Genomic DNA, 25,678 nt, shown 5'->3' with positions numbered 1-25,678 from the left:
ATTTCCGGTTACCCGTAGCTACCCCGAATTTTCGTAAATTAGAATCCCTTATGAAAAGTGGTCACGCCGATTTACCCCTGCATTACGGAAAAGTACCCGTCTGGCTCGCGCAGCGCATGAGCGCGCTCGGCGGCGCCATCGTGGAGGCGATCGTGATGGAATATGGACGGGATGGATTACTCCAAAAAATGAGCGACCCGTTCTGGTTTCAGTCGCTCGGATGTGTGCTCGGAATGGACTGGCACTCGTCGGGCATTACCACGTCGGTAATGGGCGCATTGAAGCAATCAGTCAACCGCAGATCGTCGGATCTGGGTATTTACATTTGCGGCGGACGAGGGAAATATTCAAGGCAGACGCCCGCTGAACTGCTGGCAATCGCCGACAAAACCGGTCTCGACGGTCATCTGCTCGTGCAACATAGCAAGTTGTCCGCAAAAGTCGACAATACGGCTATTCAGGATGGTTTTCAATTGTATTTGCATTCATTTGTTCTTTCCAAAGAAGGCAATTGGGCGGTGATCCAGCAGGGTATGAACACCGAAGAACGGCTTGCCCGCCGCTACCACTGGCATTCTCCTAGTATTCAATCGTTCATCGAAGAGCCCCATACATTCATTTATGGGCAAAATCAGGGCAATATCCTTAACCTGACGGCCAAAGCCGCCGCTCCGACCCGCACCGGTATTCTCGACCTTACGAAAGAAAATCCCGATAAGATCATGCGGGAAGTTTCGAAGCTCATCATGCCCGATCACCATGACGTCCGTGCCGAAGATGTGAACCTGAAAAGGCTCGGCGCGGTACTCGCATTGGCGCACGACAACCCGGTCGACAACATGGAATCGCTGCTTATGCTCGAAGGCGTAGGCCCGCGCACGATCCAGTCGCTGACGCTCGTGAGCGAGATCATCCACGGCACGCCGTCGCGTTTCAGCGATCCGGCCCGCTTCTCGTTCGCGCACGGCGGCAAGGACGGCCACCCGTTCCCCGTACCCATCACGGTATACGACGAGTCGATACTGACGCTCGACCGTGCCATTCAACTTGCCAAAATGGGTGATAAGGACAAATCCGACGCTTTGAAAAACCTCTCAAAAGTCTCCGCGCAGCTCGAAAAGGATTTTGAACCCAATAACCGCTTCAACGACATCGTGCAACACGAACGCGACACTTCCTGGAAATATCAGGGCCGCACAGTGAAAGGCAAAGCACAGAAGCCGAAGGGCTGGGACGGGCAGTTGGAGTTGTTTTGATACAGAAAACTGATTCGCTAATTTTAGCAAGTGTCTTTGTAACTGAATTTCAAGTACTCTTTACCACTCACGTTCCAATCTGCTCTTAAACAACTTAGGTACTTCGCAGAGTATATACTACTTTTGGAACGGCTATGATCAATAGTTTCAAGCATAAAGGCTTGCGATTGTTTTTTGAAACTGACAATCCTGCCCGATTGCAACCACACCACGTTGAGAAAATAAGAAGAATTTTATACCGATTGGACGAAGCCCACACGCTGGAACAGCTTGACATTGTCGGCTGGAATCTCCATCCACTGAAAGGTGCGTTCAAAAACCATTGGTCAGTTAAAGTGAATGGAAATTACCGGATTACATTCAGGTTTGAGCATGGGCAAGTGTTCGATGTTGACTATTTAGATTATCACTGATATGAAACGAGGAATGATGCCTCCGCACCCGGGCTCGATGATCCGGGATATGATGGAGGGTATAAAAGAAGAAACAGGCAATGATCTGACCATTCGACAGGTCGCAGAGGGATTAAGAATTTCGGCTAAAACACTTTCCAATATTTTGAATGGCCATCAAGGCGTAAGTTCCGAAATGGCTGTCAGACTGTCTGAGGCCTTTGGTTCAAGTCCGGAATTCTGGTTGAAACTCCAACGTGACTATGAGCTCTGGCACGCCGAGCAAAAAGTCAACAGGTCTAGCATCCAGCATTTTGTTCAAAAGCGCGGTTTGCAATCGGTTTAGCGACGGCTTCCTATCACAGAATCTTTGTTAATACCAAATACTCAATGATCTCCAAAAAACATCTCAAAACACCTCTAACCCTGATGGCGGCTACCACTATCGCGGTAGTGTCGTGTATGAAAATGGCCCCCATGTCGTCGGGACCGGTCGTGAAGACCAACAGCACCAAAGTGGTCGTCAAAGAAGACGCCGCGACTGGCAAGGCAAGGGCCAAAGAAATACGCGAAAAAACGGTTGTTAAACTCGCCGACGGGTTAAAACTAGACCTCTGGGCATCCGACTCCCTCGCTCCTGACCCCGTTGCCATTGCAATGGACGATGCAGGAAGAGTTTATCTCAACCGGACCAACCGCCAGAAAAACTCTGAATTCGACATCCGCGGCCACCGCAACTGGATCACCGAATCCATTGCATTGCAGACGGTGGAAGACCGTCGTAAGTTTCTGCATAAGACATTCGCGCCCGAAAAAAGCAAGGAAAACAACTGGTTAAAAGATCTCAATGGCGACGGTTCGCACGACTGGAAGGACCTTGCAGTGGAGAAAGACGAAGTTTGGCGCATTGAAGATACCGACAACGATGGGATCGCCGACGTATCGATACGTATCCTCGACGATTTCTTCGACGAAGTTTCCGACGTTGCAGGAGGCTTGCTCGTACGTGCGAAAGACATTTTCGTCACCATCGCCCCGGATGTGTGGCGTTTGAGAGACACCAATGGCGACGGCGTGCTGGACGAAAAAACTTCCATCAGCCACGGCTATGGCGTCCATATCGGTTTCAGCGGACACGGAATGTCCAATCCGATTGAGGGGCCGGATGGCAAGATTTACTGGAATATCGGCGACATCGGCGCCAACATTACTACTGCCGAAGGCGTAAAACACGAGCATCCCAACTCGGGTATCATCGCACGCTCCAACCCGGACGGCAGCGATTTCGAAATCTTCGCGCACGGGCTGCGTAATACGCACGAATTTGTGTTCGATGAATATGGTAACCTGATCAGCTCCGACAACGACGGTGACCATCCGGGCGAAAGCGAGCGTCTGGTACACGTGGTGGAGGGTTCGGACGCCGGCTGGCGCTCCAACTGGCAGTATGGTAAATATACCGATCCTAAAAACAACAGCTATAAGGTATGGATGGATGAAAAGCTGTTCAAACCACGCTGGGAAGGCCAGGCTGCTTACATTATCCCTCCTATTCAAAATTTCCATAATGGTCCGACCGGTATGCAATACAACCCAGGAACGGCTTTGGGTAAGGATTGGAAAAACAAATTCTTCCTCGTTGAATTCGTGGGTAACCCCGCGCGTTCGCCGATCTGGTCATTCGGTTTGAAGCCCAAAGGCGCTTCGTTCGTTTTGGATGGGGAGAAAAACATCCTTACAGGTATCCTGCCAACTGGTATTCGCTTCGGCCCAGACGGCGCATTGTATGTTGCTGACTGGATCAACGGTTGGGATACAAAAAACTACGGCCGCGTCTGGAAACTGGATGTTACCGACGAAAAAAACGACTTGAAAGCGATCCGTACCGAGACCAAGCGTTTGATGCAACTGGATTATACCAAACAATCCGACGATGCATTACTGCCATTGCTTTCGTACGAAGACATGCGGATTCGTCAGAAAGCACAGTTTGAACTCGCTTCAAGAGGTGCAAAAGGTGCTGCGGTATTGAGCAAGGCCATCGAACAAAAGGGCAATCAGTTCGGCCGAATTCACGGAATTTGGGGAATGGGACAACTGGCCCGCCAGGAGAAGTCGTATGCCAATGTGCTGATGACTCTGCTGAAAGATTCGGATGAAGAAATTACGGTTCAGGCTGCAAAAGTACTGGGTGATGCCAAAATCGCGGAAGCCGGGCCGATGCTGATCCCCATGTTGGCGAGCAAAAATCCACGCGTGCAGTTCTTCGCAGCGCAGGCGCTGGGCCGCGTGAAGGACAAGAATGCGGTGCAGCCGTTGATCGATATGGTTAAAGCCAATAACGACCAGGACGTGTACATCCGTCATGCGGGTGTGCTTGCGCTTTCCCGCATAGGCGAGGTGGCACCGATCGTCGCATTGGCCAACAGCCCTGAAAAATCGTTGCGCATTGCCGGAGTGCTCGTGCTTCGCCGGATGAAGAACGAGCAGATCAGCGCGTTCCTGAAAGATAAGGACGAATACATCGTAACAGAAGCTGCTCGCGGTATTAATGACGACTTGTCCATTCCGGCAGCATTACCTGCTCTGGCAGCTGTTTTAAAGGAAAAAGGATTCACATCGGAGCCATTGCTGCGCCGGGCTATCAATGCAGCCCTCCGTGTGGGCGGCGATGCACAATTGAATGACCTCATCGCATTCGCAAAGCGTAAGGATGTCGACAAAGCAATACGTGCCGAAGCGTTGGCAACGCTGGGGACCTGGGCAAGCCCTTCGGTAACCGACCGTGTCGACGGACGTTACCGTGGTCCGATGGAGCGCGATCCCGCTGGTGTGAAAGCGAAGATCAAACCGGTAATTGCCGATCTGTTGCAGGAAAATGAGCCTGCAATCCTGATCGCTACCGCGCAAATGCTGACGAACCTCAATGTGAGCGATAACAACGCGGCCCTCGCAAAAATCCTGAATGACAGCAACGATCCGAAAGTGCGCGCGGCAATGCTTGTGGCATTGAACGACCTGAAATATACGGATATGGAAACCGTCATGAAAAAAGGTATGAGCGACGCCGACGCCGACGTGCGTACAGCCGCATTGGGCATGGTAGGAAGCGTCAATATGTCGAAAGAAGCATTAACGGATATTTCCAATGCTATTTTCGAAAAAGGGAGCGTCCGTGAACAGCAGCAAATCCTGAAAGTACTGGGAAGCCTGCCGGTTGCTAAAACGGAAACCATTTTCACGGGCCTGATCGGTAAAATGGCGGATAACAAATTGCCGCAAAACCTGCTGCTAGACCTCGGCGAGGCTGTCGATTCGACCAAATCGAGCACATTACTCGCCAAAATAGCACCGCTCCGCAAGCAGGGTAGCACCGCAGCCGACTATCAGGATGCATTGTTTGGTGGAAACGCGCAGGCGGGCCGTCGCTACTTCATGACGAGTTCGGCTGCCGAATGCGTGCGTTGCCACTCGATCGGCGGACAGGGCGGAGAAGTTGGCCCTAACCTTTCGAACATCGGCAGCGTCCTCACGCGCGAGCAAATCCTGCAAGCACTCGTCGAGCCGAGCGCGCGCCTGTCGCCTGGTTTTGGAATGGTCATGCTCACGCTAAAAGACGGTACTTCCGCAGCCGGGATCCTGGCCCAGGAAAACGAGCATGAACTGATCTTGAAAACCTCCGAAGCAGAGCCGCTGAAAATCGCCGTTTCACGCATTGCCAAACGCGAAAACGTACCATCGAGCATGCCACCGATGGGTAATATCATGTCAAAAAGAGAGATTCGCGACGTGGTGGAATTCCTTTCGGGCTTGAAGAAGTAACCGATAGATCGCTAAATGAAGTAAGCCCCGGAATTTTTAATTTCGGGGCTTACTTTTATGGGCCGATTATCGCATCTTGCAAAGGCAGGATTTTAATTCATCAACACCAAAAAATTCGAATGGAATTCGACAAAAAAGAAGCGGAGGTTCTCAACCGGGCGATTCAATCCTGGGAAGATGAGGCTCGCATTTCGAAGGAACTCGCGACGGAGTTACGGACCAGTTACAGCGTCCGGAATGCAAACGTGGATGCAATTGCCATTTACGCCCTGATTTCGGCGATTTCGTGCGGGTTGCTGGCTTTTGGGGCGCTGGTGTTGGATGAGAAATGGATTGAATTGCTGCGCAAGCGGTGGGGTTTCTCCGAGAATATCGTTGGTATATTGTTCACATTCGTGGCGGGGCTTTTCGTGTACCTGGCAAAGCGGCGCATCGGTAATTCTACGGGCGCGAAAGCAAGCAATGAGGTTTACAATATCGCTATCATTCTGACAGTCGCAATCGCGATCACCTACTGGACGCGTGGGTTGCTCGACGGTCCAGGCAACTATGCATTTCCGCTGCTTTTTGCTAGCATTGCTTATGCCGGAGTGGCTGTTTTCCTTCGATCAACATTGCTCTGGATCGCAGCGATTATCGCACTGGCAGGCTGGTGGGGTGCGCAAACGCATTACTGGTCGGGCGGGAGCTTTCGCTTCCTGGGCATGAATTACCCGCTTCGTATGACGGTATTCGGGCTGGTGATCTGGGGGATGTCATGGGTAGTCGGGCAAATACGCTCACTTGCCTTTTTGAAGGATGTGACTTTTACAATTGGCCTGCTGCTGTTTCTCGTCGCTGGCTGGACCTTGTCGATTTTCGGTAATTATGCCGACTATGAAGGGTGGAAGATGCTTAAACAAAGTCACTTCTGGTTCTGGGCAGTCGGTTTTACACTGGTACTGGCGGGAATGCTTTATTATGCATTTCAATACAAGCAGGAAACCTTGCGTGACCTGTGTCTCGTTTTCTTCCTGCTGAATATTTATACCCGCTATTTCGAATATTTCTGGGATCGTACCAATGCAGGGATTTTCTTTGCATTGCTGGCGTTATCCTTTTGGTTCGTAGCCAAAAAAGCCGAGCAGTGGCGCGGCAAAACCGCCGGCTGAGCCTTAATTTTAGTTAAATACCTTATCATGAGCAATATCAGACCCATCCGCCCCGAAGAAGTTGACTTGATCCATTTCCTGCTCGAAAAACTGGAATTCGATCCGATCGATTATCCTGTGAGTGAAATGGTGGATGAATATGAAGGCGGGAAAATGGGTAGTATCAGCCTTGGCGGCGATGTGAATGCTTACGCAGGAGACCTGATTCAGGCCGAGTACATCGATATCGATAACACGCCGGTGGTCATTACATTGACACAGGATACCAACGGCCGATTGCTCGACCTCGATTTTTGGAAAGTAGATTTCACCAAATTATTGGAATACCCCACTCCCGACCGGCTGATATTCGGCAAGACGCCCGAGGAATAACCCGTTACTCCTCCTCGTAATCCAGCTCCTTGCCATAAGTTTCCTCCATCCGCCAGAGCGATAGCAACGCCAGCGAAAAGCATAATGCGCCCACAATAGCGCCTGAATGCAAAACGCCCGAATCCTTTTTCAGGAACTGGAACAATGGCAACGTGAGCAAAACCGTTGCACGTACATTATTGGCAACCGATGTAGTGACCGTCGCGCGCAGATTGGTACCGAATTGCTCGGCCGTGGTAGTGAGGAACATGGCAATGTAGCCGATCGAGAAGCCAAGCCACATGTAACAAATGTACAATGTAGTGGCATTGTTGATGCCTCCGGAAAGTAACCACACCACGCCGGCCAGCGTCATCAGCATCATCAGCAATATCGCTTTTCGCCGTGAATGCATCCATTGGCTCAGTATCCCGCTAAAAAAGTCGCCTGTGACAACGCCTATGTACGTGTATAGCACGCAGGTACCCGCCTGGACTTCGTCGGTAATACCTAGCGCTTTGGCAAATTCGTTACCAAAAGTGGAGTAAATGCCTATTACCATGTACGTCGGCAAACCAATGCCCATGCACCGCACATAGCGCACGAACCGCGACCAGCTGGTGAATATCGTCCACCAGGGCACAGGCTTGGAGCCCCGTTTTTCCAGACTTTTATTAAAAACAAAGGATTCGAGTACATTAATGCGCAAAATCAGCAGAATCAATCCCATACCTCCGCCGATGAAATAGGCCATCCGCCAGTCCGTAAGTTTTACAGCAAAAAACGCTGCAATGGCACCGGCCAGGCCTACACTTGCCACAACCGAAGCTCCGTAACCTCGTAATTCCTTTGGCAATATCTCGGCTATCAATGTAATGCCGGCGCCCAGTTCACCTGCCAGGCCGAAACCCGCAATAAACCGCAGTATCGAATAGATTTCAACATTTTGAGTAAAACCACAGGCAATATTCGCCAGCGAATAGGTCAATATCGAGCCGAAAAGGACGGACCGACGGCCGAGCTTATCCCCCAATATCCCCCACATAAAACCACCGACAAGCAGCCCGGCCTGCTGCCAGTTGTAAATGTTAGCGCCAATCTGCGAGATTTCCTCTTCCGAAAGCCCGAGGTCTTTCAGGCTGGGAACGCGCACGATATTGAAGAGCAGTAAATCGTACACATCCACGAAATAGCCCAGCGAGGCTACGATGACGGGTAATGTAAGTACGGCGCTGAGTTTGGGCTGAACAGGCGTGACGGCGGTCATAAAGGTGTTTTCGTTTATTCGTCAAAAGATTTGCGGCGCATCGACTTAATGGCGGCGTTGCGCTGTTTGGCCTTCAATCTGTCAAGTTTGGAGGCCAATGTAGGCCTGGTAGCTTTGCGGTCTTTTTCGACGGTAAGTGCCTGGCGGACGAGGCGATCGAATTTCTCGACAACCTTTTCCTTGTTGGCCAGCTGCGAGCGCTCAGTCTGGTGATATAATACGAGCACTTTACCGTTCGTTAATCGGTTGGATAATTTTTCGGTCAGCTTTTGCTTGTCCTCGCCGGTCAGGAATTGCGAATTCGGGATATCAAAACGCAGTTCTACCTTTGTTTCGACCTTATTCACATTTTGCCCTCCCTTACCACCGCTCCGGGCTGTCTGAAAGACGAGTTCGGAATGCAGGATTTCAGGATTTATCATTGGTAATTAAAGTTTTGTTAACACGTGTTAATGTCCGGCGGGGCCATTAAACCAGAATCTAAAAGTAACGTCCAAGAATCGATTTTTAAACAACAGGAAAACAATTAAAAACATAAAGTCATGGACACCATGCGTACACTAAGAATAATCGGTCTGTTCATTTTAATGCTCGGCGGTGTTTCGGTTTCTAACAAAACCCAGGCACAACCCGGTTTCAGGATCTCATTTGAAACTTTCTATGACGAGCTTTCTCCCTACGGCCGGTGGGTGCGTAATCCGCATTACGGTTCCGTCTGGATCCCCGACGTTCCCCGTGGCTTCCAGCCCTACTCCACCGCGGGTTATTGGGAACAAACGGAATATGGAAACACCTGGGTTTCGGAATACGACTGGGGCTGGGCTCCATTCCACTACGGCCGCTGGTCTTACGACGACTATTATGGCTGGTTCTGGGTTCCCGATTACGAATGGGGACCTGCGTGGGTTAACTGGCGCTCGGGTGGCGGCTACTACGGCTGGGCACCGCTGGGGCCGGGTGTGAATATCAATGTGTCGATCAATATTCCGTCGTTCTGGTGGGTGTTTGTACCGCAACGCTATGTACTGAGTCCCAGCTGGCATTCTTACTGCGCTCCACAACGACGCGTATCGCATTATTACAACAACACCGTGGTAATCAACAACTATTACCGAAACAATAACCGCACGTATGTATACGGCCCGCGCCGCGACGAGATCGAACGTATTACCCGCAGAAGCGTACCTGTACGTACGATTGACGCCAGCCCGAGAGGTCGGGGACGGGTGATTATCGCCGACCGCGGCAATGGCCGGTACGACTATGGAACCCGTGACAACGACCGCGGAGGCCGCACCATCGACGCCAACCCGCGTATCGACAGAAGCAACCGCAACGACGATAACCGCGTTGAACCTGGTGACAATTCAAGACGTGGCTCGCGTAATCCATTCGAAGACCGTAACAATGGCCGTAACGAACGCAACCGCGAATCGAATGATAATCGCAGCGATCGCTACGAAGCTCCCAATCCGGGCCGAAATGACCGCTACGAAACGCCGAATCCAAGCCGGAATGATCGCAACGAAGCACCTAACCGCTCGGAACGCAACCGCGACTACGGCAACCCGGGCAATAGCCCCGAACGTAACGGAGGCTTTGGTGGACGTGCCGAACGCGTGGAGCGCCCGAACATTGAACGCCCTGAAAGACAGGAACGCAGCAACCGGACATTCGAACCGGCACCGCGGGTAGAACGGCAGGAAAGAAGCGCACCGGAGCCACGCAGCAACGACCGTGGTAACCGTGGCGGCGACAACGGAGGCGGCAATCGCGGCGGCGGTGATAATGGAACCCGTGGCGGAGGCGGCGGTTCCAGCGAACGCAGCGGCAGAGGACCAAGATAATTGCAAGCCTTAACATAAAAACAACCCGGCGGGATAGTAGTATTCTCCACCGGGTTGTTTTTGTTTATGAAGACTTTCGATTTACGTTTCGAAAACAGATAAAAATGTTATTTTTAGCTTGATCCCCAACCCACGGTATTGAATGGAAATACAATTTGACATTGAGTTCAAAGAGAGTGCACCCAAGTACATGCAAATCATCAAATCGCTTTTGCAGGCGATTAGTAAAGGAAAGCTGAAACGAGGCGACAAGATCCCTTCTATTAACCAGTTAAGTGAAGAATACCTGCTTTCCCGCGATACCGTCGAAAAGGCCTACAAGCACCTCATCAAGGACGGCGTGCTGATTTCAGTTCGCGGAAAAGGCTATTTTATCAACCGAGTGGATATTGAAACGTCGCTGCGCATTTTGTTGGTTTTTAATAAGATCAGCAACTATAAAAAACAGGTTTACAATGCATTTGTTGAGAATATCGGCCGCAATGTGAACGTCGACCTGCATATTCATCACTCCAATACCAATATTTTCAAAAACCTGATCAAGAATAGCCTGGGCGAGTACGACTATTATGTGATCATGCCGCATTTCTATGAAAAAGCAGAGGAGGCTATCGAAACGCTGAAAATGATCCCGCCTGAAAAGCTGATCCTGCTCGACAAGGACATCGAGTTCAACAGCAAAAAGCATTCGTCCGTTTTCCAGAATTTTGAAAAGGACATTGTATATGCGCTCAATGAAGCCGTGGATTTATTGAAGGTTTACAGAAAGCTGATCCTCATTTTCCCCACCATGATCCGCTATCCGAAGGAAATCATCAAAGGTTTCCGGATTTTCTGCATCCAGCACGAGTTCGAGCACGAGATCATGTATGATTTTCATGAAAACGGCGTGGCTGTGCAGGATACGGCTTATGTGGTGATTGAAGAAAATGATCTGGTGAATCTGATCAAGAAGTGTAAAGAACAACAACTTACAGTTGGGAAAGACATTGGCATTATCTCCTACAACGAGACACCGCTGAAAGAAATCCTGCTCGACGGCATTACCACCATCTCCACCGACCATGAGCAAATGGGTAAAACTGCGGCGGAGATTATCAAGGAAGGGAAGCGGGCGATTGTCAAAAACCCGTTTACGCTGATCAGGCGGAAGTCGCTTTGATGGATGTCAGTCTGAGCGGACGGGGCCGCCCGCTCAGACTGACATCCTTAAAGCCCCGTCGCTACCGTCAGCTTACCACGCTCGTTAAGCAGCTCATTGCGCACACCCAGGTGACGGTACAGACCGATCGGGTCGAGCGAGCCGCCGCTCAGGCGCATGGCCTCGCGTACGAGCGGGCGCACATCCGTGCGGAATGCGTTTTGCAGGATTTGCTGGGCAAATACCACGTCGTTTTCGACCCGAGCCTGTTCCAGTTTTTTGCTATCGACGAGCAAAGCCTGCGCCTGTGCGATCAATATTGCTTCTACCGATTGCAGCAAATCTTCCAAAGGATCTTTCACATTGTGGCTGGCGTCGATCATCCATGCGTAAGTATCGCTTGCGCGGTTGGCGCGTTTCATACCTTCTACAAGCTCAACGAAGATCAGGAACAGCTGGTAAGGACGGATAGCGCCTACGGTAAGGTCGTCATCGCCATATTTAGAATCGTTGAAATGGAAACCAGCCAGTCGGCCTTCCATCATCAATGTCGCTACAATTTGCTCGATGTTTGCATTAGGCAAATGGTGTCCCAAATCAACCAGTACATCCGCTTTCGGACCGAGTTTTTGACAGAAAAGCAGCGAACTGCCCCAGTCCTGGATCACGGTTGAATAGAAATTGGGCTCGTAGGCTTTGTATTCCACATAAACCTTCCAGTCGTCGGGCAATGCTGCATAGATTTCCTGCAATGATTCGAGCGTGTTCTGGAATGCCCTTACAAAATTCGACTGACCCGGGAAGCAAGAGCCGTCCGAAAGCCAGATCGACAATGCTTTGGAACCGAGGTTCCCGCCATGTTTGATTACTTCAATATTGTGCTCCACCGCCTGCTTGCGCACCTTCGCGTCCACGTGCGAGAGCGAGCCGAATTTGTACGAAAGCGCCTGGTCCTTCTGGTCCTGGAATGTATTCGAGTTCACCGCATCGAATTTCAGGTCCAGCGATGCCGCGAGGTCGATAATCGGCTGAGCCTGGCCTGGAATGTCCCAGGGAATATGCAGCGAAATAGAGCCGCTGGAACGGTTCAATGCGTGCAGCAGGCCTACATCTTCGATTTTCTCTTCCAATGAACGGGGCTCTCCTACTCCCGAGAAACGTCCAAAACGTGTACCGCCGGTGCCCAATGCCCAGCTCGGAATCGCGACCTGGAATGCTTCCAGCAATTTTACAAGGTCTTTGGCATTGATCCCCTGCTCGCCCAATTGCTCTTGGAGGAAGATGAACTGGTTGTTATGCCGCGAAAACAGGCTGTCGTTATGCTGGTCGATCTGATATTGTTCAATTTTCATCTGGATAGAATTAAAAAGACTTGGCAAGTTGAAAAACCCGCCAAGTCTGATTTAACATATTTTGATCATTAGCGAAGGAATGCCGCAGGAACACCGCCGTCAACGTTGATCACGTTTCCGGTGCTTTTGTTGAGCAAGCCGCTCACGAAAATGTACACGCCGTTTGCGATGTCGTCCGTATGGATTTCCGCATTCAGCACGGTTCTTTTTGCATAGTAAGCCGGCAGTTCTTCCACTTTAATGCCGTATGCTTTCGCACGTCCGGCAGCCCAGCCGCTTTCCCAGATCTTGCTTCCGGCGATTACCGCGTCCGGGTTCACCACGTTCACGCGGATTCTGTCCGGGCCGAGTTCAGCAGCCAAAAGGCGCGACATATGTTGCTGAGCAGCCTTGGCCGTTCCATAAGCCACGTTGTTCGGGCCGGAAACGATACCATTCTTGCTAGCGATGTTGATAATATCGCCGCCCAGTCCTTGCTGACGCATGATAGCAACCGATTCCTGCGATACCAGGAACTGGCCTTTTACCAATACATCCTGCAAAATATCCCAGTCTTTGATCGTAGTATCCGCCAATGGTTTCGAGATCGACAAACCTGCGCAGTTTACCACGATATCCACACCGCCGTATTTCAGTTTAGTCGCATGCAATGCAGCTTTGATCGCCTCGTCGTCGAGCACGTTCGCCACGGTCGTATCCGAAAAGTCCTTGCCGAATTTCGCATCGAATTCCGCTTTGGTTTCGGCCAATGCTTTTTCGTCGATATCCGAAATCACCACGCAAGCACCTTCCTGCAACAGTTTCTGAGCGATTGCCTTGCCGATACCGCCCGAGCCGCCGGTTACGAATGCGACTTTACGCGATACCGATTTTTCTTTCGGCATACGCTGCAATTTCGCTTCTTCCAGCAACCAGTATTCGATGTCGAATGCCTCCTGCTCGGGCAATGAAACGTAAGAAGAGATCGCCTCGGCGCCTTTCATTACATTAATTGCATTAATATAAAACTCAGCCGCAACGCGGGCAGTCTGCTTGTCTTTCGCGAACGAGAACATACCCACACCTGGCAACAGGATAATCACCGGGTTCGGGTCACGCACGGCGGGGCTGTTGGAATGCTTGCAACGTTCGTAGTAAGCAATGTAGCCTTCGCGGTATGCTTCAAATTGCGGGCGAATGTGTTCGAGGATTTCGGCGTCGGCCGCTTCCAGTTTTTCGAATGGCAGGTCGAGCACCAACGGACGGATCTTCGTGCGCAGGAAGTGGTCGGGGCAGCTGGTACCGAGTGGCGCCAGTTTGTCCAGATCATGGCTCGCGATGAATTCCAATACACGCTCGTCATCGGTAAAGTGACCGATCATCGCCTGTTGCTCGGAAGCTAGACCGCGCAAATAAGGCGCCAGTTTGCCCGCTATTGCAGCGCGACGCTCTTTCGGCTCGCTTTCCAGACGCGCGCCCCCGAAAACGGGACGGCTCTTGCCATAGTTCTCGGCCAGGTATTCCGACGCTCTTTCGATTGTATCGAGCGTATTAATGTAAGATTCGTAAGCAGTATCACCCCAGGTGAACAATCCGTGACCACCCAATACGATACCACGAATGCCCGGATTGTCGTTCAATGCCTGTTCGAGTTGCAGACCCAGGTCGAAGCCCGGACGCTGCCAGGGCACCCACGCCAGTTCTCCGTTGAACAGCTCTTTGGTAATGGCTTCACCCTCTTTCGATGCCGCGATCGCGATCAGTGCATCAGGGTGGAGGTGATCGATGTGCTTGAAAGGCAGCAAGCCGTGCAGCGGCGTATCGATAGACGGAGCCTTTGATTTCAGGTCGTAAATGCAATGGTTGAACAGCTCCACCATTTCGTCTTCGAATTCGAGTCCGCGGTAAATGCTTTTCAGGCTGTGCAGGCGGTCGACATACAGACCGGCCAGTCCGCTTCTTGTTAAAGTACCAATATCGCCACCTGAACCTTTGATCCACATCACTTCCACGGGGTTGCCCGTCAGCGGATCTTTTTCGATGGTTTTACAGCTCGTGTTTCCACCAGCATAGTTGGTCAGGCGAAGATCTGCACCCAACAGATTTGAACGGTACAGAAGAAGTGCTACCTGATCATCACCCAGGGAAGCGGCCTTCTCTTCATCCCATAAATAGCTTACATACCTGTACTGGCTTACTTTAGAACTGCTCATATTTGTTTCCTGATTTTTTATCATTTTGAGGTAAAAGCGCTTCTTTCCTGAAAGTATTTTAACAGATTAATACTACTCTGAACTTATGTGCAAGATTAGGAAACTTAGCAATGCACACCGTCCTGTTGTATCCTGCATGTTGAAATAATTTGAGAATTAATGTGAGAATTGGAAGTTTCTGTATAAAACAAATGGCCTGAACCATGCTTGTAACAGTTCAGACCATGAAAAACAGAAATAACCTTACTGTACCTATCGCTTTATTAGCAATTTCTTCGCGACATCGCCGATCTTGATCGTGTAAATCCCTTCTTTCAAATCTTTCAAATCGAGCTTACCGCCTACCAGTGCTGCGTCGGTAACCACCGACCTGCCCGCTGGCGTAAAAACCGACACCATGTCATTACCACCCGTTCCTTCTACCGTCAGTTCAGTCTGTGCCGGGTTCGGGTAAATATTGATCACCGCTTTTCCGGCCCTTACCACAATCACTTTCGAATGTTCAAACTTCCCGTCATAATCCAGCTGCTTCAAACGGTAATAGCATGTTGCCAGCGGGCTGAGATCGGTAAAGTGATAAAACTGATCATCTTTTGTATCGCCACTTCCGTCCACAAAACCAATCTTCTCAAACGTCCGCGCATCCGCGCTGCGTTCGATTTCGAAGCCTTTGTTGTTGGTTTCGGAGGTAGTTTTCCAGGTGAGTTTGGTTTGATTCTTTTCGGTTTTACCTTCGAAAGAGACGAGGGTTACGGGGAGTGACATACTGTAAACTTCACTCGATAATGTCAACCTGGCAACAATGGAATTCGTTACAGTCGCGTAGTAGCTGCCTTCCTGCTCAACCAGGAATGTGCTGTCGCCGGTCTTTGTGGCTACCAATTCGTCAAAACGATACCAGCGGTAGGTATTGTTGGCCAACGTGCCACCCGCGTAGACGGCTAGCGTACGGTTTGTTTTTGAAATCCCTATTCTTTGCTGGGAATTGTCAGAGGCTAACCTGGAAAAGTTATTCTCCATTCCATCGAATGTGAATTTGTTACCCGTAATCTGCAACCGGCTGATCCGGATGTTGGAAACATTCGGAATAGGTCCGCTCAAATTGTTCCCACTCAGATTTATCTGCCATGCTTTTGTCAGATTATTGATCGATGCCGGCAAATTGCCGGTTAGCTCATTGTCGTAGAAGTTCAGCGATGCAAGGTTGACCAGATTGCCAATTGCCGAAGGAATGCCGCCACCGTTTTTCAAGCCCGTTATATCCAAGGAAGTTAATTCGGTGAGGTTGCCCAGTTGAGGGGGAATAGGCCCCGTAAGTGCCTTGCCCGACAAACTCAATGAAGTAAGATTGGACAGGTTCCCGACCTCCGCCGGAATGGCTCCTGAAAGCCCGGAACCCGTAATGGATAGCTTGTTCAGATTGGTCAGGTTGCCGATAGAAGCAGGGAGTGGTCCCGTGAAGTTGCAATTCAGAATATCGAGCGTTTTAAGCTTCGTCAGATGTGTGATACCGACGGGAAAACTGCCGAGGTTTGTTGGTGGCGTATTACCCGCCGTATAACCCATGGTAAGCGATTCCAGAGCGGACGCATTACCTATCGACGCGGAAACAGGTCCTGAGGGAGAAAAGCTGAGCACTTTCAATTGAGGTAATGTCCAGATCACATCAAACCCTTCCGTATCGAAATTATTGTTGCTCAATTCCAGCGTTTCGAGGCTCACCAGGTTGCCGAATTCTGCCGGAATCCTGCCTGCCAATGGCGGACGTGCATTCATACCTTCCGACCACCCCAAATACAAATCCCTAAGGGCCGTCAGGTTACCTATCTCGGGTGGAACATGGCCGGTAAACTCGTTACCGCTCAGATTGAGCGCCACAACGCGACCATTCTCGCAGGTTACGCCATACCAGCCACATGGACTGGCCCCCGGCTGGCTGGGAAGCGGCCAAGGTTCGTCCCGCTCGGAGTACCATCCTGCACCACCCATGGCATTATAAATCGAAACCAATGCGAGCCGGTCTCCTTCGAGCGTTTGTGCGAAAGAATTGATTGAACAAAGAAGAAGAAGGAACGATAAAACTTGTTTCATACATGAACTTTATGACAATAACTTTCCCATAAAGTTCATGTTTTTCTATTAAATATTTACAATCGGTTACAAACTTCCACTACATTATTTGCTGATCAGCAATCTCCTCGTGTCTGTTCCGATTTGGATAGTATACAGGCCAGGCTTTAAAGATTGTACGGAAACCGGCTTTCCTGCATCGGCTTGCGTTTTCAAAACAATCCGGCCAGTCTCATTCACAACTTGCAGATCCTTCACACCTTCAAAACCCGAAGCGATCACTTCGTATGAAGCAGGATTAGGATAAATTTTAAATACGGCGTCGCTTCTTTTCAGCTTGATGATTTTGGAGTATTCAGATTTCCCGTCATAATCCAGCTGCTTCAAACGGTAATAGCATGTTGCCAGCGGACTGAGATCGGTAAAGTGATAAAACTGATCATCTTTTGTATCGCCACTTCCGTCCACAAAACCAATCTTCTCAAACGTCCGCGCATCCGCGCTGCGTTCGATTTCGAAGCCTTTGTTGTTGGTTTCGGAAGTAGTTTTCCAAGTGAGTTTGGTTTGGTTGGATTCGGATTTGCCTTCGAAAGAGACGAGGGTTACGGGGAGTCTAACCGACACGTGATCTTTTGTAATCAACGTCAAACCCGGCACCAGGCTGTTCGTCACTTCTACCCGGTAAATACCCTCCCCATCCAAATCTATGTAACGGTCACCGGTCTGCGTCGCAGTCAGTACATTATTCTTAAACAGTTTGTATGTATTATTAGCCTCCGTGCCACCCGCGTAGACTTCAATGCTAGCTGCTGTACAACCCAGGCACAACGGATAAGTCAATTGCGCATCGATCAAATCTTGCTCCAAATATTGATCAAGGCGGCTGATATTGGACTCCATACCGGAAAAGTTGAAGGCATTATTATTGATTCTTACCTCAGCGGCCACAGGAATCCCCAGAATATTAGGGATCGGACCAGTCAGATTATTGTATGACAAATCCAGTTTCGTCAGTTTGGTCAGGTTATTGAATGAGGCTGGAATAGTACCGGTAAGCGCGTTCTGGCTCAAATCCAGTACTTCCAGATTCGAAAGCAAGCCTATTGAGGACGGAACAGAGCCAGTGGCATGAGCATTGCGCAGGATCAGTGTTTTCAGCTTTGTAAATGTTCCAAAAAACGACGGAATCGAACCTAAATTCGTCGAAGTCGGAAAGGGATAATCTTCTGCTGCCATCCGCAGATATTCCAGATTGGTGAGATTAGCAAAGCTTGCCGGCACGTTCCAATATGGCGTTATGGATAAATGCTTAAGATTCGTGAGATTACCTATGACCTGAATATTCGGCCCCTCTATCCTGTTTTCACTAATATCCAGGTATTCCAGGTTAGTCAGGTTACCCAGTTCCGCGGGCAGATTTCCCTGGAACTGAGGAAGCTCATCCCCTGCTCCCGAAAGGTCTAGATGTTTCAAAGCGGTTAGGCTTCCGACTGCTGCCGGTATCGCTCCATAAGCATCATTCTGTTCCATAATGAGACTGGTAACACGCCCGCCTTCGCAGGTAACTCCATACCAGCCGCAGGGATTATCTCCTGGATTTCCGGGGACAGTCCAACCGGTATTGTTAAACCAATTATCCCCACCGGTAGCCTGGTAGAATGCGATGAGCGCCAGCCGGTCTGTTTCCAGTGACTGACTATAAGATTGCAGGGAAATAAAAAGGCACAAGAGCACAAGCAGACATTTCTTCATAGCGTTGCTAAAAGGTTAAGTAAAGTCCTGATGAACGTTGAGCGGGTGCCTGGGCTGGCAGAAAGACGCAGCCGGTACTATAAGAATATTGTATATACAAATGTAACCGAATGCACAATAGAATGCGCACCGGTTACAAAAAATTATTGAAGTTTAATAGTAGATTACACGCTACAAGTCAATCACTTCCAGGTGAGGCCCATATTGCGGAAGAGGAATGCGTAAATGTCCGCCTGAGTTTCCAGCGCTTTTTTGGTGTTGCTCGCCCCATGACCAGAATTGGTATCGATCCGGATCAACAAGGGATTGGAGGATGTTTTGCCGGCTTTTGCCTGCAACTCAGCAGCGTATTTAAAAGAGTGTGCGGGAACTACGCGGTCGTCGTGATCGGCGGTGGTGATCATCGTGGCGGGGTAATGGCCGCCTGCTTTGATGTTGTGAAGCGGGGAATAACCGTACAATACCTTGAACTCCTCGGCATTATCACTGCTTCCATAATCGGCGATCCAGTTCCAGCCGATGGTGAATTTGTGAAAACGGAGCATGTCCATTACGCCCACAGCGGGTAATGCCACTTTGAAAAGCTCGGGACGCTGGTTCATAACCGCCCCTACAAGTAACCCGCCGTTGGAACCGCCCTGAACGGCCAGTCTTTCGGGAGAAGTGTATTTTTCACGAATCAAATACTCCGCCGCAGCGATGAAATCATCAAACACATTCTGCTTTTTCAGCTTCATGCCCTGCTCGTGCCATTTCTCACCATATTCGCTGCCACCTCTCAAATTGGCCTGAACAAATATACCGCCCTGGTTGAAGAACGGGATACGGGTAGGGCTAAACGCGGGCGGCAAGCTGACATTAAAACCACCATAACCATACAGGATTGTCGGATTGGTACCATCCAATTTCAAGCCCTTTTTATAAGTAATGAATGCAGGAATGCGGGTCCCGTCCTTGCTTGGGTAAAATACCTGCTTCGTTTCGTAGTCCGATGGCTTGAATGCCACTTCGGGTTCGCGGAAAACGCTGCTTTTACCGCTCGCAATGTCATATCGGAAGATCGTCGAAGGATAATTGAAAGAAGTATAGGTGTAGAACACGAAGGTATCCTCTTTATCCCCTCCAAATCCTGCCGCAGAACCCAATCCGGGCAGTTCGATTTCACTTTCAACAATACCCTTGGGATCATATACGGACACGCGGCTCGTGACATCTTTCAAATAGGAAGCAAACAACTTCCCGCCTGCCAACTGTGCGTATTCAAGCGGTTCCTTGCGCTCTGATAACACTGTTTCCCAATTCCGGCCAGCCGTTTTGAAAAGCATAACCTTGCCATTCGGTGCATTATCGTTGGTTTCTACCAGGAAATCCGCGCCGATGTTTTCGATAATGCGGAAACTGGCGTCCGTGATCTCCTCCCGGATCGGGACAAAACGACTTTCACCCTTTTTCAATACCCACACCCCGTTACCGTCTTTCCCCTTTCCACGATCGCTCACAGTCAGGACCGCATATTCCTCGTCCTCGGTCGTACCAACGGTGTGGAAACGCTGCGGGTTCGCGGGATCTTCGAACACCAGCCTATCCTCCGCCTGTGCCGTACCGACGCGGTGAAAGAACACCTGGTGATTTTCGTTTTTGGCAGCCAATGCGCTGCCATCCGGCTTGGGGTAGCGACTGTAATAAAAGCCATCGCCCTGCCATGAAGCCCCCGAAACTTTCACCCATTCCACTTTGTCGGCGAGCATGGAGAGGTCTTTCATATTCATCACCTGGTATTCCTGCCAGTCGGAGCCGCCTTTCGAGAAGCCGAATACCGCATGGGCTCCGTCTTTGGACAAACTGAAAACAGTAAGCCGTGTAGTACCATCGGGTGAAAGCTTGTTCGGATCGATCACTACTTCCGGCGTGCCATTCAGGCCTTTCTGGCGGTACAACACGGCCTGGTTTTGCAAACCATCGTTTTTGTAGAAATAGAAATACTCCCCTTTCTTTCTGGGTGCGGAATATTTAGGGTAGTTGTAAGCCTTTTCCAGGTCCTCAAATATCTTTTTCTTAAACGGGATCGCATTCAGATACCCAAATGTGACTTCGTTCTGCTCCTTTACCCACTCCGCTGTTTCCTGGGAACGGTCGTCTTCGAGCCACCGGTAGGGGTCGGCCACTTTCACACCGTGGTATTCGTCGTAATGCTCCTGCTTTCTCGTTTCAGGATATTCCAATTGCTGAGCATTGCCTTGTACCGACAATGCTGATGCTGCCATTAAAGTCATCAGAAAAAATTTTGAATCCATAAAAACGGCCGCTATTTAATGATCTCCACTTCCAGGGAACTTGGAGCTCCGGCCTGATGATAAATCGTGTGTTTAGCAGTGGTAAAATCTGAATCCTCTGCTTTGTAGATATTCCCTATGTACTTCTGCGGGTTGCGGTCGAACAGCGGGAATGCCGTGCTTTGCACTTGCACCATCACGCGATGGCCCTTTTTGAAGGTATGCAGCACATCCTGCAAACGGAATTTCAAATCGGTAATTTTGCCCGCAACAACCGGTTCCGGTTTTTCGAAACTGTTACGGAAGCGGGCACGCATTACTTCGCTCCGTACCATTTGCTGATAACCGGCGAGTACCACTTTCGGATCGGGCATATAGGCGTGGTTCTTTTCGTCGTCAGGGTAAACGTCGATCAGTTTCACGAAGAAATCGGCATCGGTACCGGTGGTGCTGAATTTCAGCAAGGCATTAATTTCGCCTCCAAGGGTAAGGTCTTCGGTCAGGATATCCGTTTCGAAAACGAGCACGTCGGGGCGGGTCCCTGCAAAGCGCTGGTCTTCCGACATATATTCAAATGGCGTAAAACCCGACATTTGCTTGTAATTGGCCGTGTAAGGCACCGGTTTCGACGGGTCGCTCACGTATTCGGTCACCGATTTGCTTTCTTTCGGCGCATCGAAATCCAGTTTACCTTTTGAATGGAAATAAAGCTTGCGTTTTTCCGCATTTGCTACCGGCCATTTATCGAATGTCTTCCATTCTTTTTTACCCGTGTCAAACAAATAAGCCTCCGGTAGGCCGGTCTTTCCGTCACCGGCTTCCTTCAAAAAGTGCTTGAAGAATTTCGCTTCAATATTGTTTTGGTAAAAAGTAGCAATGCTATCGCCAAAATAAATGTCGTTGTGCAAAGTATGCCCGGTTTCGCGGCTCCACCGGCCGTGCCCAAATGGCCCTACCACCAATGTATTGTACATGGAAGGATTGTTCCTTTCCAGTGTTTTATAGGTATTCAAAGGGCCATACAAATCCTCGGCATCGAACCAGCCACCCACGGTCATGAATGCATGTTTCACGCCTTTCAAATGCGGCAGGATATCGCGTTTTTTCCAGAACTCATCTTTATTGGGATGCTCGACGGTCTCTTGCCAGTAAAAATTCTTTGAATAATATTTGTCAAAATTCTTCAAAGAACCCATTTCCAGGTTGAATGAATAACCGTCCGGCTTTGGCGTGAACATTTCGCTCGCAAACCAGGAATCCGTGGTTGGCTTCGGCGGCTTGATGCCGAAAACCGGGAACGTAAGGTAATATCCCTGCGTAAATGCACCGTTGTGATGGAAATCATCGAAAAAGAAATCGGCGATCGGTGCCTGCGGCGACGAGGCTTTCAATGCGGGGTGACCGGCCAACGCGCTGGCTGTCGTATAAAAACCGGGATACGAAATGCCCCATTGCCCCACCCGGCCATTGTTGTTCGCGACGTTTTTAAGCAGCCATTCGATTGTATCGTAAGTATCCGAGGCCTCATCGACGTCGTTGTTACCTTTTTTCTGGTCGATATGCGGCGTCATGTTCGTCCACACGCCCTCGCTCAGGTAGCGGCCGCGCACATCCTGGTATACGAATATGAACTTGTCGCGCATCAGCGTCGGGCTCGGGCCCAGTCGCGGCGGGTATTTATCGGCACCGTAGGGAGCCACGCTGTAACACGTGCGCTGCATTAAAAAGGGGTATTTCTTGTCGGCAGAAGCATCCTTGGGCGAGTAGACGATCGTATGAAGCTTCACGCCGTCTCGCACCGGAATGTCGTATTCCGCTTTCGAATAATTTTCGCGGATGTATTGCTCGTCGGATGCAACTTGTCCATAAACATGCTGAGCCAGCACGATGAGTGCTGCCCGAAGTAGATTTTTGATCATAGTTTGTGATTATTTTCTCTTATAAAAATTCAGTGATACGCTCGCGGCATTTCCCTTTTCACTCAGTGTGTAAAACCCCTTATTTTCATTTTCGAAACAGATCGCCTCACCTTGCGGTTCAAGGGCCACTATCAAAGTTTTGTTCGCGGATTTAACGAGCGTCTGGCCGACAGTCTCACCAGTACTTCTTTTCCAGTAATATACCGCCAGATAGGTACGCACGACGATTTCACCTCCGTCTTTGGAAATGCTGCCCGCGGTAGCAAGTGCAACGCCCGGTACAGTACCTATTTTTTCGGCAACCGTTACATCGTTTGCCGATTGCGGGTAGGCCAATCTGTAAATATTGGTATTCTGCATTTCCTTCGACAACACAAAAATATCCTTCGTTACCGGGTCAACGATCAGTGCTTCGGCATCGCGGGCGCCGTCGGGATAGCTGAAAGTGATCTTTTGCAATGCATTCTGATTAAAAGAACCGTCGATACCGATGATTTCAGGGATGCGGTAAATGGTATTGGTGGAAGTAACCGGCTGATTATTGTTACCAATGTCGGCGATGTACACATACGACACGCCATTATCCGGTCCCGGGCCTACCGCCACTTCCTCCCAGTCGTGGTTATTGCTGCCGGGTACATTATATTGTTTGATGCTTTTCCCGTCCTTGCTGATCAGGTACAACGAATTGGGCTGACCGGAATCCTGGATCGTCCAGAGGTAACCGGGCATCGAGGCGCTTGCTGCCATACCCGATGCTTCGTCGATCACACCGGCGGCGACCGGGAACTGTTCGGGGGTTGTTTCGAACTGGTCGGAGTTGCCATTTCCGCCGGGTGACGGCTCCGGGTCGCTGCATGAACAGGTTACGGAAAAAACAAGTGAAGAAAGTAGCAGCCCCACTCGTCCGCCCACGCTGTCATATATTTTCATAGAAAACACTTCATGTTAGATTTGCTAAAAATACGTACTTTTGCCGCATTTATTATCAGCGACTTTCATTATATCAGTATTAAAATAGTTATATGTTACGTACACATACCTGCGGGGAATTAAGCTTAGGACATGTAAATCAAGACGTTGTATTATGTGGTTGGGTTCAGCGTGTCCGCGACAAAGGGGGCATGATCTGGCTCGATCTGCGTGACCGTTACGGCATCACCCAGCTTCTTTTCGAAGAGGGCAAAACCCCTGCAAATGTGTTGGAAACTGCCCGCTCGCTAGGCCGTGAATTCGTGATTTCGGCCAAAGGTTCGGTGATCGAACGTCTGTCTAAAAATGATAAGATCGCCACCGGCGACATCGAAATCCGCGTGGCAGAACTCAGCATTCTGAACCCCGCGAAACTGCCCCCGTTCCTGATCGAAGACGAAACCGACGGCGGCGACGATATCCGCATGAAATACCGCTACCTCGACCTTCGCAGAAATACGGTTCGTCAAAACCTCCAACTACGTCACCAGGTTGCACGTTACACCCGCGCTTACCTCGACAATCTGAATTTCATCGAAGTAGAAACGCCGGTTCTGATCAAATCCACACCGGAAGGCGCCCGCGATTTCGTAGTACCTAGCCGGATGAACCCCGGAGAATTTTATGCTTTGCCCCAATCGCCACAAACATTCAAACAGCTTCTGATGGTGGCCGGTTTCGACCGTTACTATCAGATTGTAAAGTGTTTCCGCGACGAGGATTTGCGCGCCGACCGTCAGCCTGAGTTCACCCAGATCGACTGCGAGATGTCGTTTGTAACCCAGGAGGATGTGTTGAATACATTCGAGGGTATGATCCGCGAGCTTTTCTCGAAAGTGAAGGGATTCGACCTGCCGGCAGTTCCCCGCATGACTTACGCCGATGCCATGCGTCTCTATGGTTCCGACAAGCCGGATATCCGTTTCGACATGTCATTCGTCGAGCTGAAAGGTGAAGACCGGGACCTTACTTCCGGAAAAGGTTTCGGCGTATTCGATGATGCCGGCCTTGTGGTGGGTATCAATGCTGCCGGCTGCGCGGGTTACACGAGAAAGCAGGTCGACGAGCTGACCGACTGGATCAAGCGCCCGCAAATTGGTGCGAAAGGATTGGTCTATGTGCGTTACAATACCGATGGATCGATCAAATCGTCCGTTGACAAATTTTACACAGAAGAAGAACTTAAAAAATGGGTTGAAGCGTTCGATGCTAAACCGGGCGATCTTTTATTGATCCTTTCGGGACAAGGTGATAAAACCCGCAAGCAACTTAATGAGCTGCGCCTCGAAATAGGCTCGCGCCTGGGGCTGCGCAACCCCGACGAATACCGGGCCTTATGGGTGATCGACTTCCCTCTGCTGGAATTTGGCGAGGAAGAAAACCGCTGGTTTGCAATGCACCATCCATTCACCAGCCCGAAACCGGAGGATATCGGCCTGCTGGATAAAAATCTGGGCCTCGTAAGGGCGAATGCATACGATATGGTTATCAATGGCGTTGAAGTGGGCGGAGGTTCTGTCCGGATATTCGAGAAAGAACTGCAGCGCAAAATGTTTGAAATCCTCGGATTCTCGGCTGAGGAAGCGCAGGAGCAATTCGGCTTCCTGATGAATGCATTTGAATTCGGCGCACCTCCTCACGCCGGTATCGCATTTGGTTTCGACAGGCTTTGCTCTATTTTCGGCGGCGCCGATTCGATCCGGGATTTCATCGCATTCCCCAAGAACAACTCCGGGCGTGATGTGATGATCGATTCACCTTCGGCGATATCGGCTGGGCAATTGAAAGAGCTGGCAATTAAGGTGGACTGATCCGGCTTGTAGGCCGAATTAGAAACCGGCAAGTCTATTTGTTCGAAGTTTTTGTAGCTTTGCCCCTATATTAGGGGCTTGTAACATTTATAGTCCCTGATTCTAAGTAA

General features: G+C 50.1%; 18 protein-coding genes. 9 read left to right on the top strand and 9 right to left on the bottom strand.

Going from position 1 to position 25,678, the window contains the following annotated elements; all coding sequences use genetic code 11:
• Nucleotides 1-50: 50 nt before the first annotated feature.
• From ACTJJJ_RS13335 to ACTJJJ_RS13310, 6 genes are all read left to right on the top strand, one after another.
• Nucleotides 51-1,256 carry a DUF763 domain-containing protein gene (locus tag ACTJJJ_RS13335; protein ID WP_440702043.1) on the top strand — a complete coding sequence of 402 codons (1,206 nt, stop codon included), beginning with the start codon at nucleotides 51-53 and terminating at the stop codon, nucleotides 1,254-1,256.
• A 134-nt stretch (nucleotides 1,257-1,390) separates the two neighbouring features.
• Nucleotides 1,391-1,669 carry a type II toxin-antitoxin system RelE/ParE family toxin gene (locus ACTJJJ_RS13330; RefSeq protein ID WP_188934418.1) on the top strand — a complete coding sequence of 93 codons (279 nt, stop codon included), beginning with the start codon at nucleotides 1,391-1,393 and terminating at the stop codon, nucleotides 1,667-1,669.
• A 1-nt stretch (nucleotide 1,670) separates the two neighbouring features.
• Entirely contained in the window at nucleotides 1,671-1,994 is a 324-nt protein-coding gene (locus tag ACTJJJ_RS13325; protein ID WP_188934420.1) for a HigA family addiction module antitoxin, read from the top strand.
• Between the two features lie 44 nt (nucleotides 1,995-2,038).
• Entirely contained in the window at nucleotides 2,039-5,470 is a 3,432-nt protein-coding gene (locus ACTJJJ_RS13320; RefSeq protein ID WP_426292946.1) for a DUF7133 domain-containing protein, read from the top strand.
• Nucleotides 5,471-5,589: 119 nt separating this feature from the next.
• Entirely contained in the window at nucleotides 5,590-6,621 is a 1,032-nt protein-coding gene (locus ACTJJJ_RS13315; RefSeq protein ID WP_426292945.1) for a hypothetical protein, read from the top strand.
• A 27-nt stretch (nucleotides 6,622-6,648) separates the two neighbouring features.
• Entirely contained in the window at nucleotides 6,649-6,993 is a 345-nt protein-coding gene (locus ACTJJJ_RS13310) for a DUF6984 family protein (RefSeq protein WP_426292944.1), read from the top strand.
• A 4-nt stretch (nucleotides 6,994-6,997) separates the two neighbouring features.
• On the opposite strand, the gene ACTJJJ_RS13305 is transcribed toward ACTJJJ_RS13310, so the two are convergent.
• Together ACTJJJ_RS13305 and arfB are read right to left on the bottom strand one after the other, a co-directional pair.
• Entirely contained in the window at nucleotides 6,998-8,239 is a 1,242-nt protein-coding gene (locus ACTJJJ_RS13305) for an MFS transporter (protein ID WP_440702042.1), read from the bottom strand.
• 14 nt (nucleotides 8,240-8,253) lie between these two features.
• Nucleotides 8,254-8,661 (bottom strand): alternative ribosome rescue aminoacyl-tRNA hydrolase ArfB, encoded by a 408-nt coding sequence (arfB, locus tag ACTJJJ_RS13300; RefSeq protein WP_440702041.1) that lies wholly within the window; start codon nucleotides 8,659-8,661, stop codon nucleotides 8,254-8,256.
• Nucleotides 8,662-8,781: 120 nt separating this feature from the next.
• Here arfB and ACTJJJ_RS13295 point away from each other — a divergent pair, with 120 nt between their 5' ends.
• Nucleotides 8,782-10,086 carry a DUF6600 domain-containing protein gene (locus ACTJJJ_RS13295; protein WP_440702040.1) on the top strand — a complete coding sequence of 435 codons (1,305 nt, stop codon included), beginning with the start codon at nucleotides 8,782-8,784 and terminating at the stop codon, nucleotides 10,084-10,086.
• Between the two features lie 142 nt (nucleotides 10,087-10,228).
• Complete coding sequence (locus ACTJJJ_RS13290; RefSeq protein ID WP_188934434.1) at nucleotides 10,229-11,248, top strand: GntR family transcriptional regulator; 1,020 nt, start codon at nucleotides 10,229-10,231, stop codon at nucleotides 11,246-11,248.
• A gap of 47 nt (nucleotides 11,249-11,295) precedes the next feature.
• On the opposite strand, the gene ACTJJJ_RS13285 is transcribed toward ACTJJJ_RS13290, so the two are convergent.
• From ACTJJJ_RS13285 to ACTJJJ_RS13255, 7 genes are all read right to left on the bottom strand, one after another.
• The gene (locus ACTJJJ_RS13285; protein ID WP_440702039.1) at nucleotides 11,296-12,579 is read right to left on the bottom strand and encodes a sugar isomerase; all 1,284 of its coding nucleotides are present in this window, start codon (nucleotides 12,577-12,579) and stop codon (nucleotides 11,296-11,298) included.
• A 68-nt stretch (nucleotides 12,580-12,647) separates the two neighbouring features.
• Nucleotides 12,648-14,771 carry a bifunctional aldolase/short-chain dehydrogenase gene (locus tag ACTJJJ_RS13280; protein WP_188934438.1) on the bottom strand — a complete coding sequence of 708 codons (2,124 nt, stop codon included), beginning with the start codon at nucleotides 14,769-14,771 and terminating at the stop codon, nucleotides 12,648-12,650.
• Nucleotides 14,772-15,023: 252 nt separating this feature from the next.
• Complete coding sequence (locus ACTJJJ_RS13275; protein WP_440702038.1) at nucleotides 15,024-16,862, bottom strand: T9SS type A sorting domain-containing protein; 1,839 nt, start codon at nucleotides 16,860-16,862, stop codon at nucleotides 15,024-15,026.
• Between the two features lie 84 nt (nucleotides 16,863-16,946).
• The gene (locus tag ACTJJJ_RS13270; RefSeq protein WP_440702037.1) at nucleotides 16,947-18,593 is read right to left on the bottom strand and encodes a leucine-rich repeat domain-containing protein; all 1,647 of its coding nucleotides are present in this window, start codon (nucleotides 18,591-18,593) and stop codon (nucleotides 16,947-16,949) included.
• Between the two features lie 182 nt (nucleotides 18,594-18,775).
• Nucleotides 18,776-20,887, bottom strand: coding sequence for a prolyl oligopeptidase family serine peptidase (locus ACTJJJ_RS13265; protein WP_440702036.1), 2,112 nt, complete (start codon nucleotides 20,885-20,887; stop codon nucleotides 18,776-18,778).
• 11 nt (nucleotides 20,888-20,898) lie between these two features.
• Nucleotides 20,899-22,785, bottom strand: coding sequence for a CocE/NonD family hydrolase (locus ACTJJJ_RS13260; RefSeq protein WP_440702035.1), 1,887 nt, complete (start codon nucleotides 22,783-22,785; stop codon nucleotides 20,899-20,901).
• A 9-nt stretch (nucleotides 22,786-22,794) separates the two neighbouring features.
• Entirely contained in the window at nucleotides 22,795-23,718 is a 924-nt protein-coding gene (locus ACTJJJ_RS13255) for a PE-PGRS family protein (protein ID WP_440702034.1), read from the bottom strand.
• A 92-nt stretch (nucleotides 23,719-23,810) separates the two neighbouring features.
• On the opposite strand from ACTJJJ_RS13255, the gene aspS reads away from it, so the two are divergent.
• Nucleotides 23,811-25,568: an aspartate--tRNA ligase gene (aspS, locus tag ACTJJJ_RS13250; RefSeq protein WP_440702033.1), complete on the top strand. Its 1,758-nt coding sequence runs from the start codon at nucleotides 23,811-23,813 to the stop codon at nucleotides 25,566-25,568.
• Nucleotides 25,569-25,678: the final 110 nt, after the last annotated feature.

The sequence above is a fragment of the Dyadobacter sp. 22481 genome (genome assembly GCF_052044875.1).
GTDB classification, from domain to species: Bacteria; Bacteroidota; Bacteroidia; order Cytophagales; family Spirosomataceae; genus Dyadobacter; species Dyadobacter endophyticus.
The sequence above is the reverse complement of the archived record's forward strand: the minus strand, read 5'-3'. Positions and strand labels throughout refer to the sequence as shown.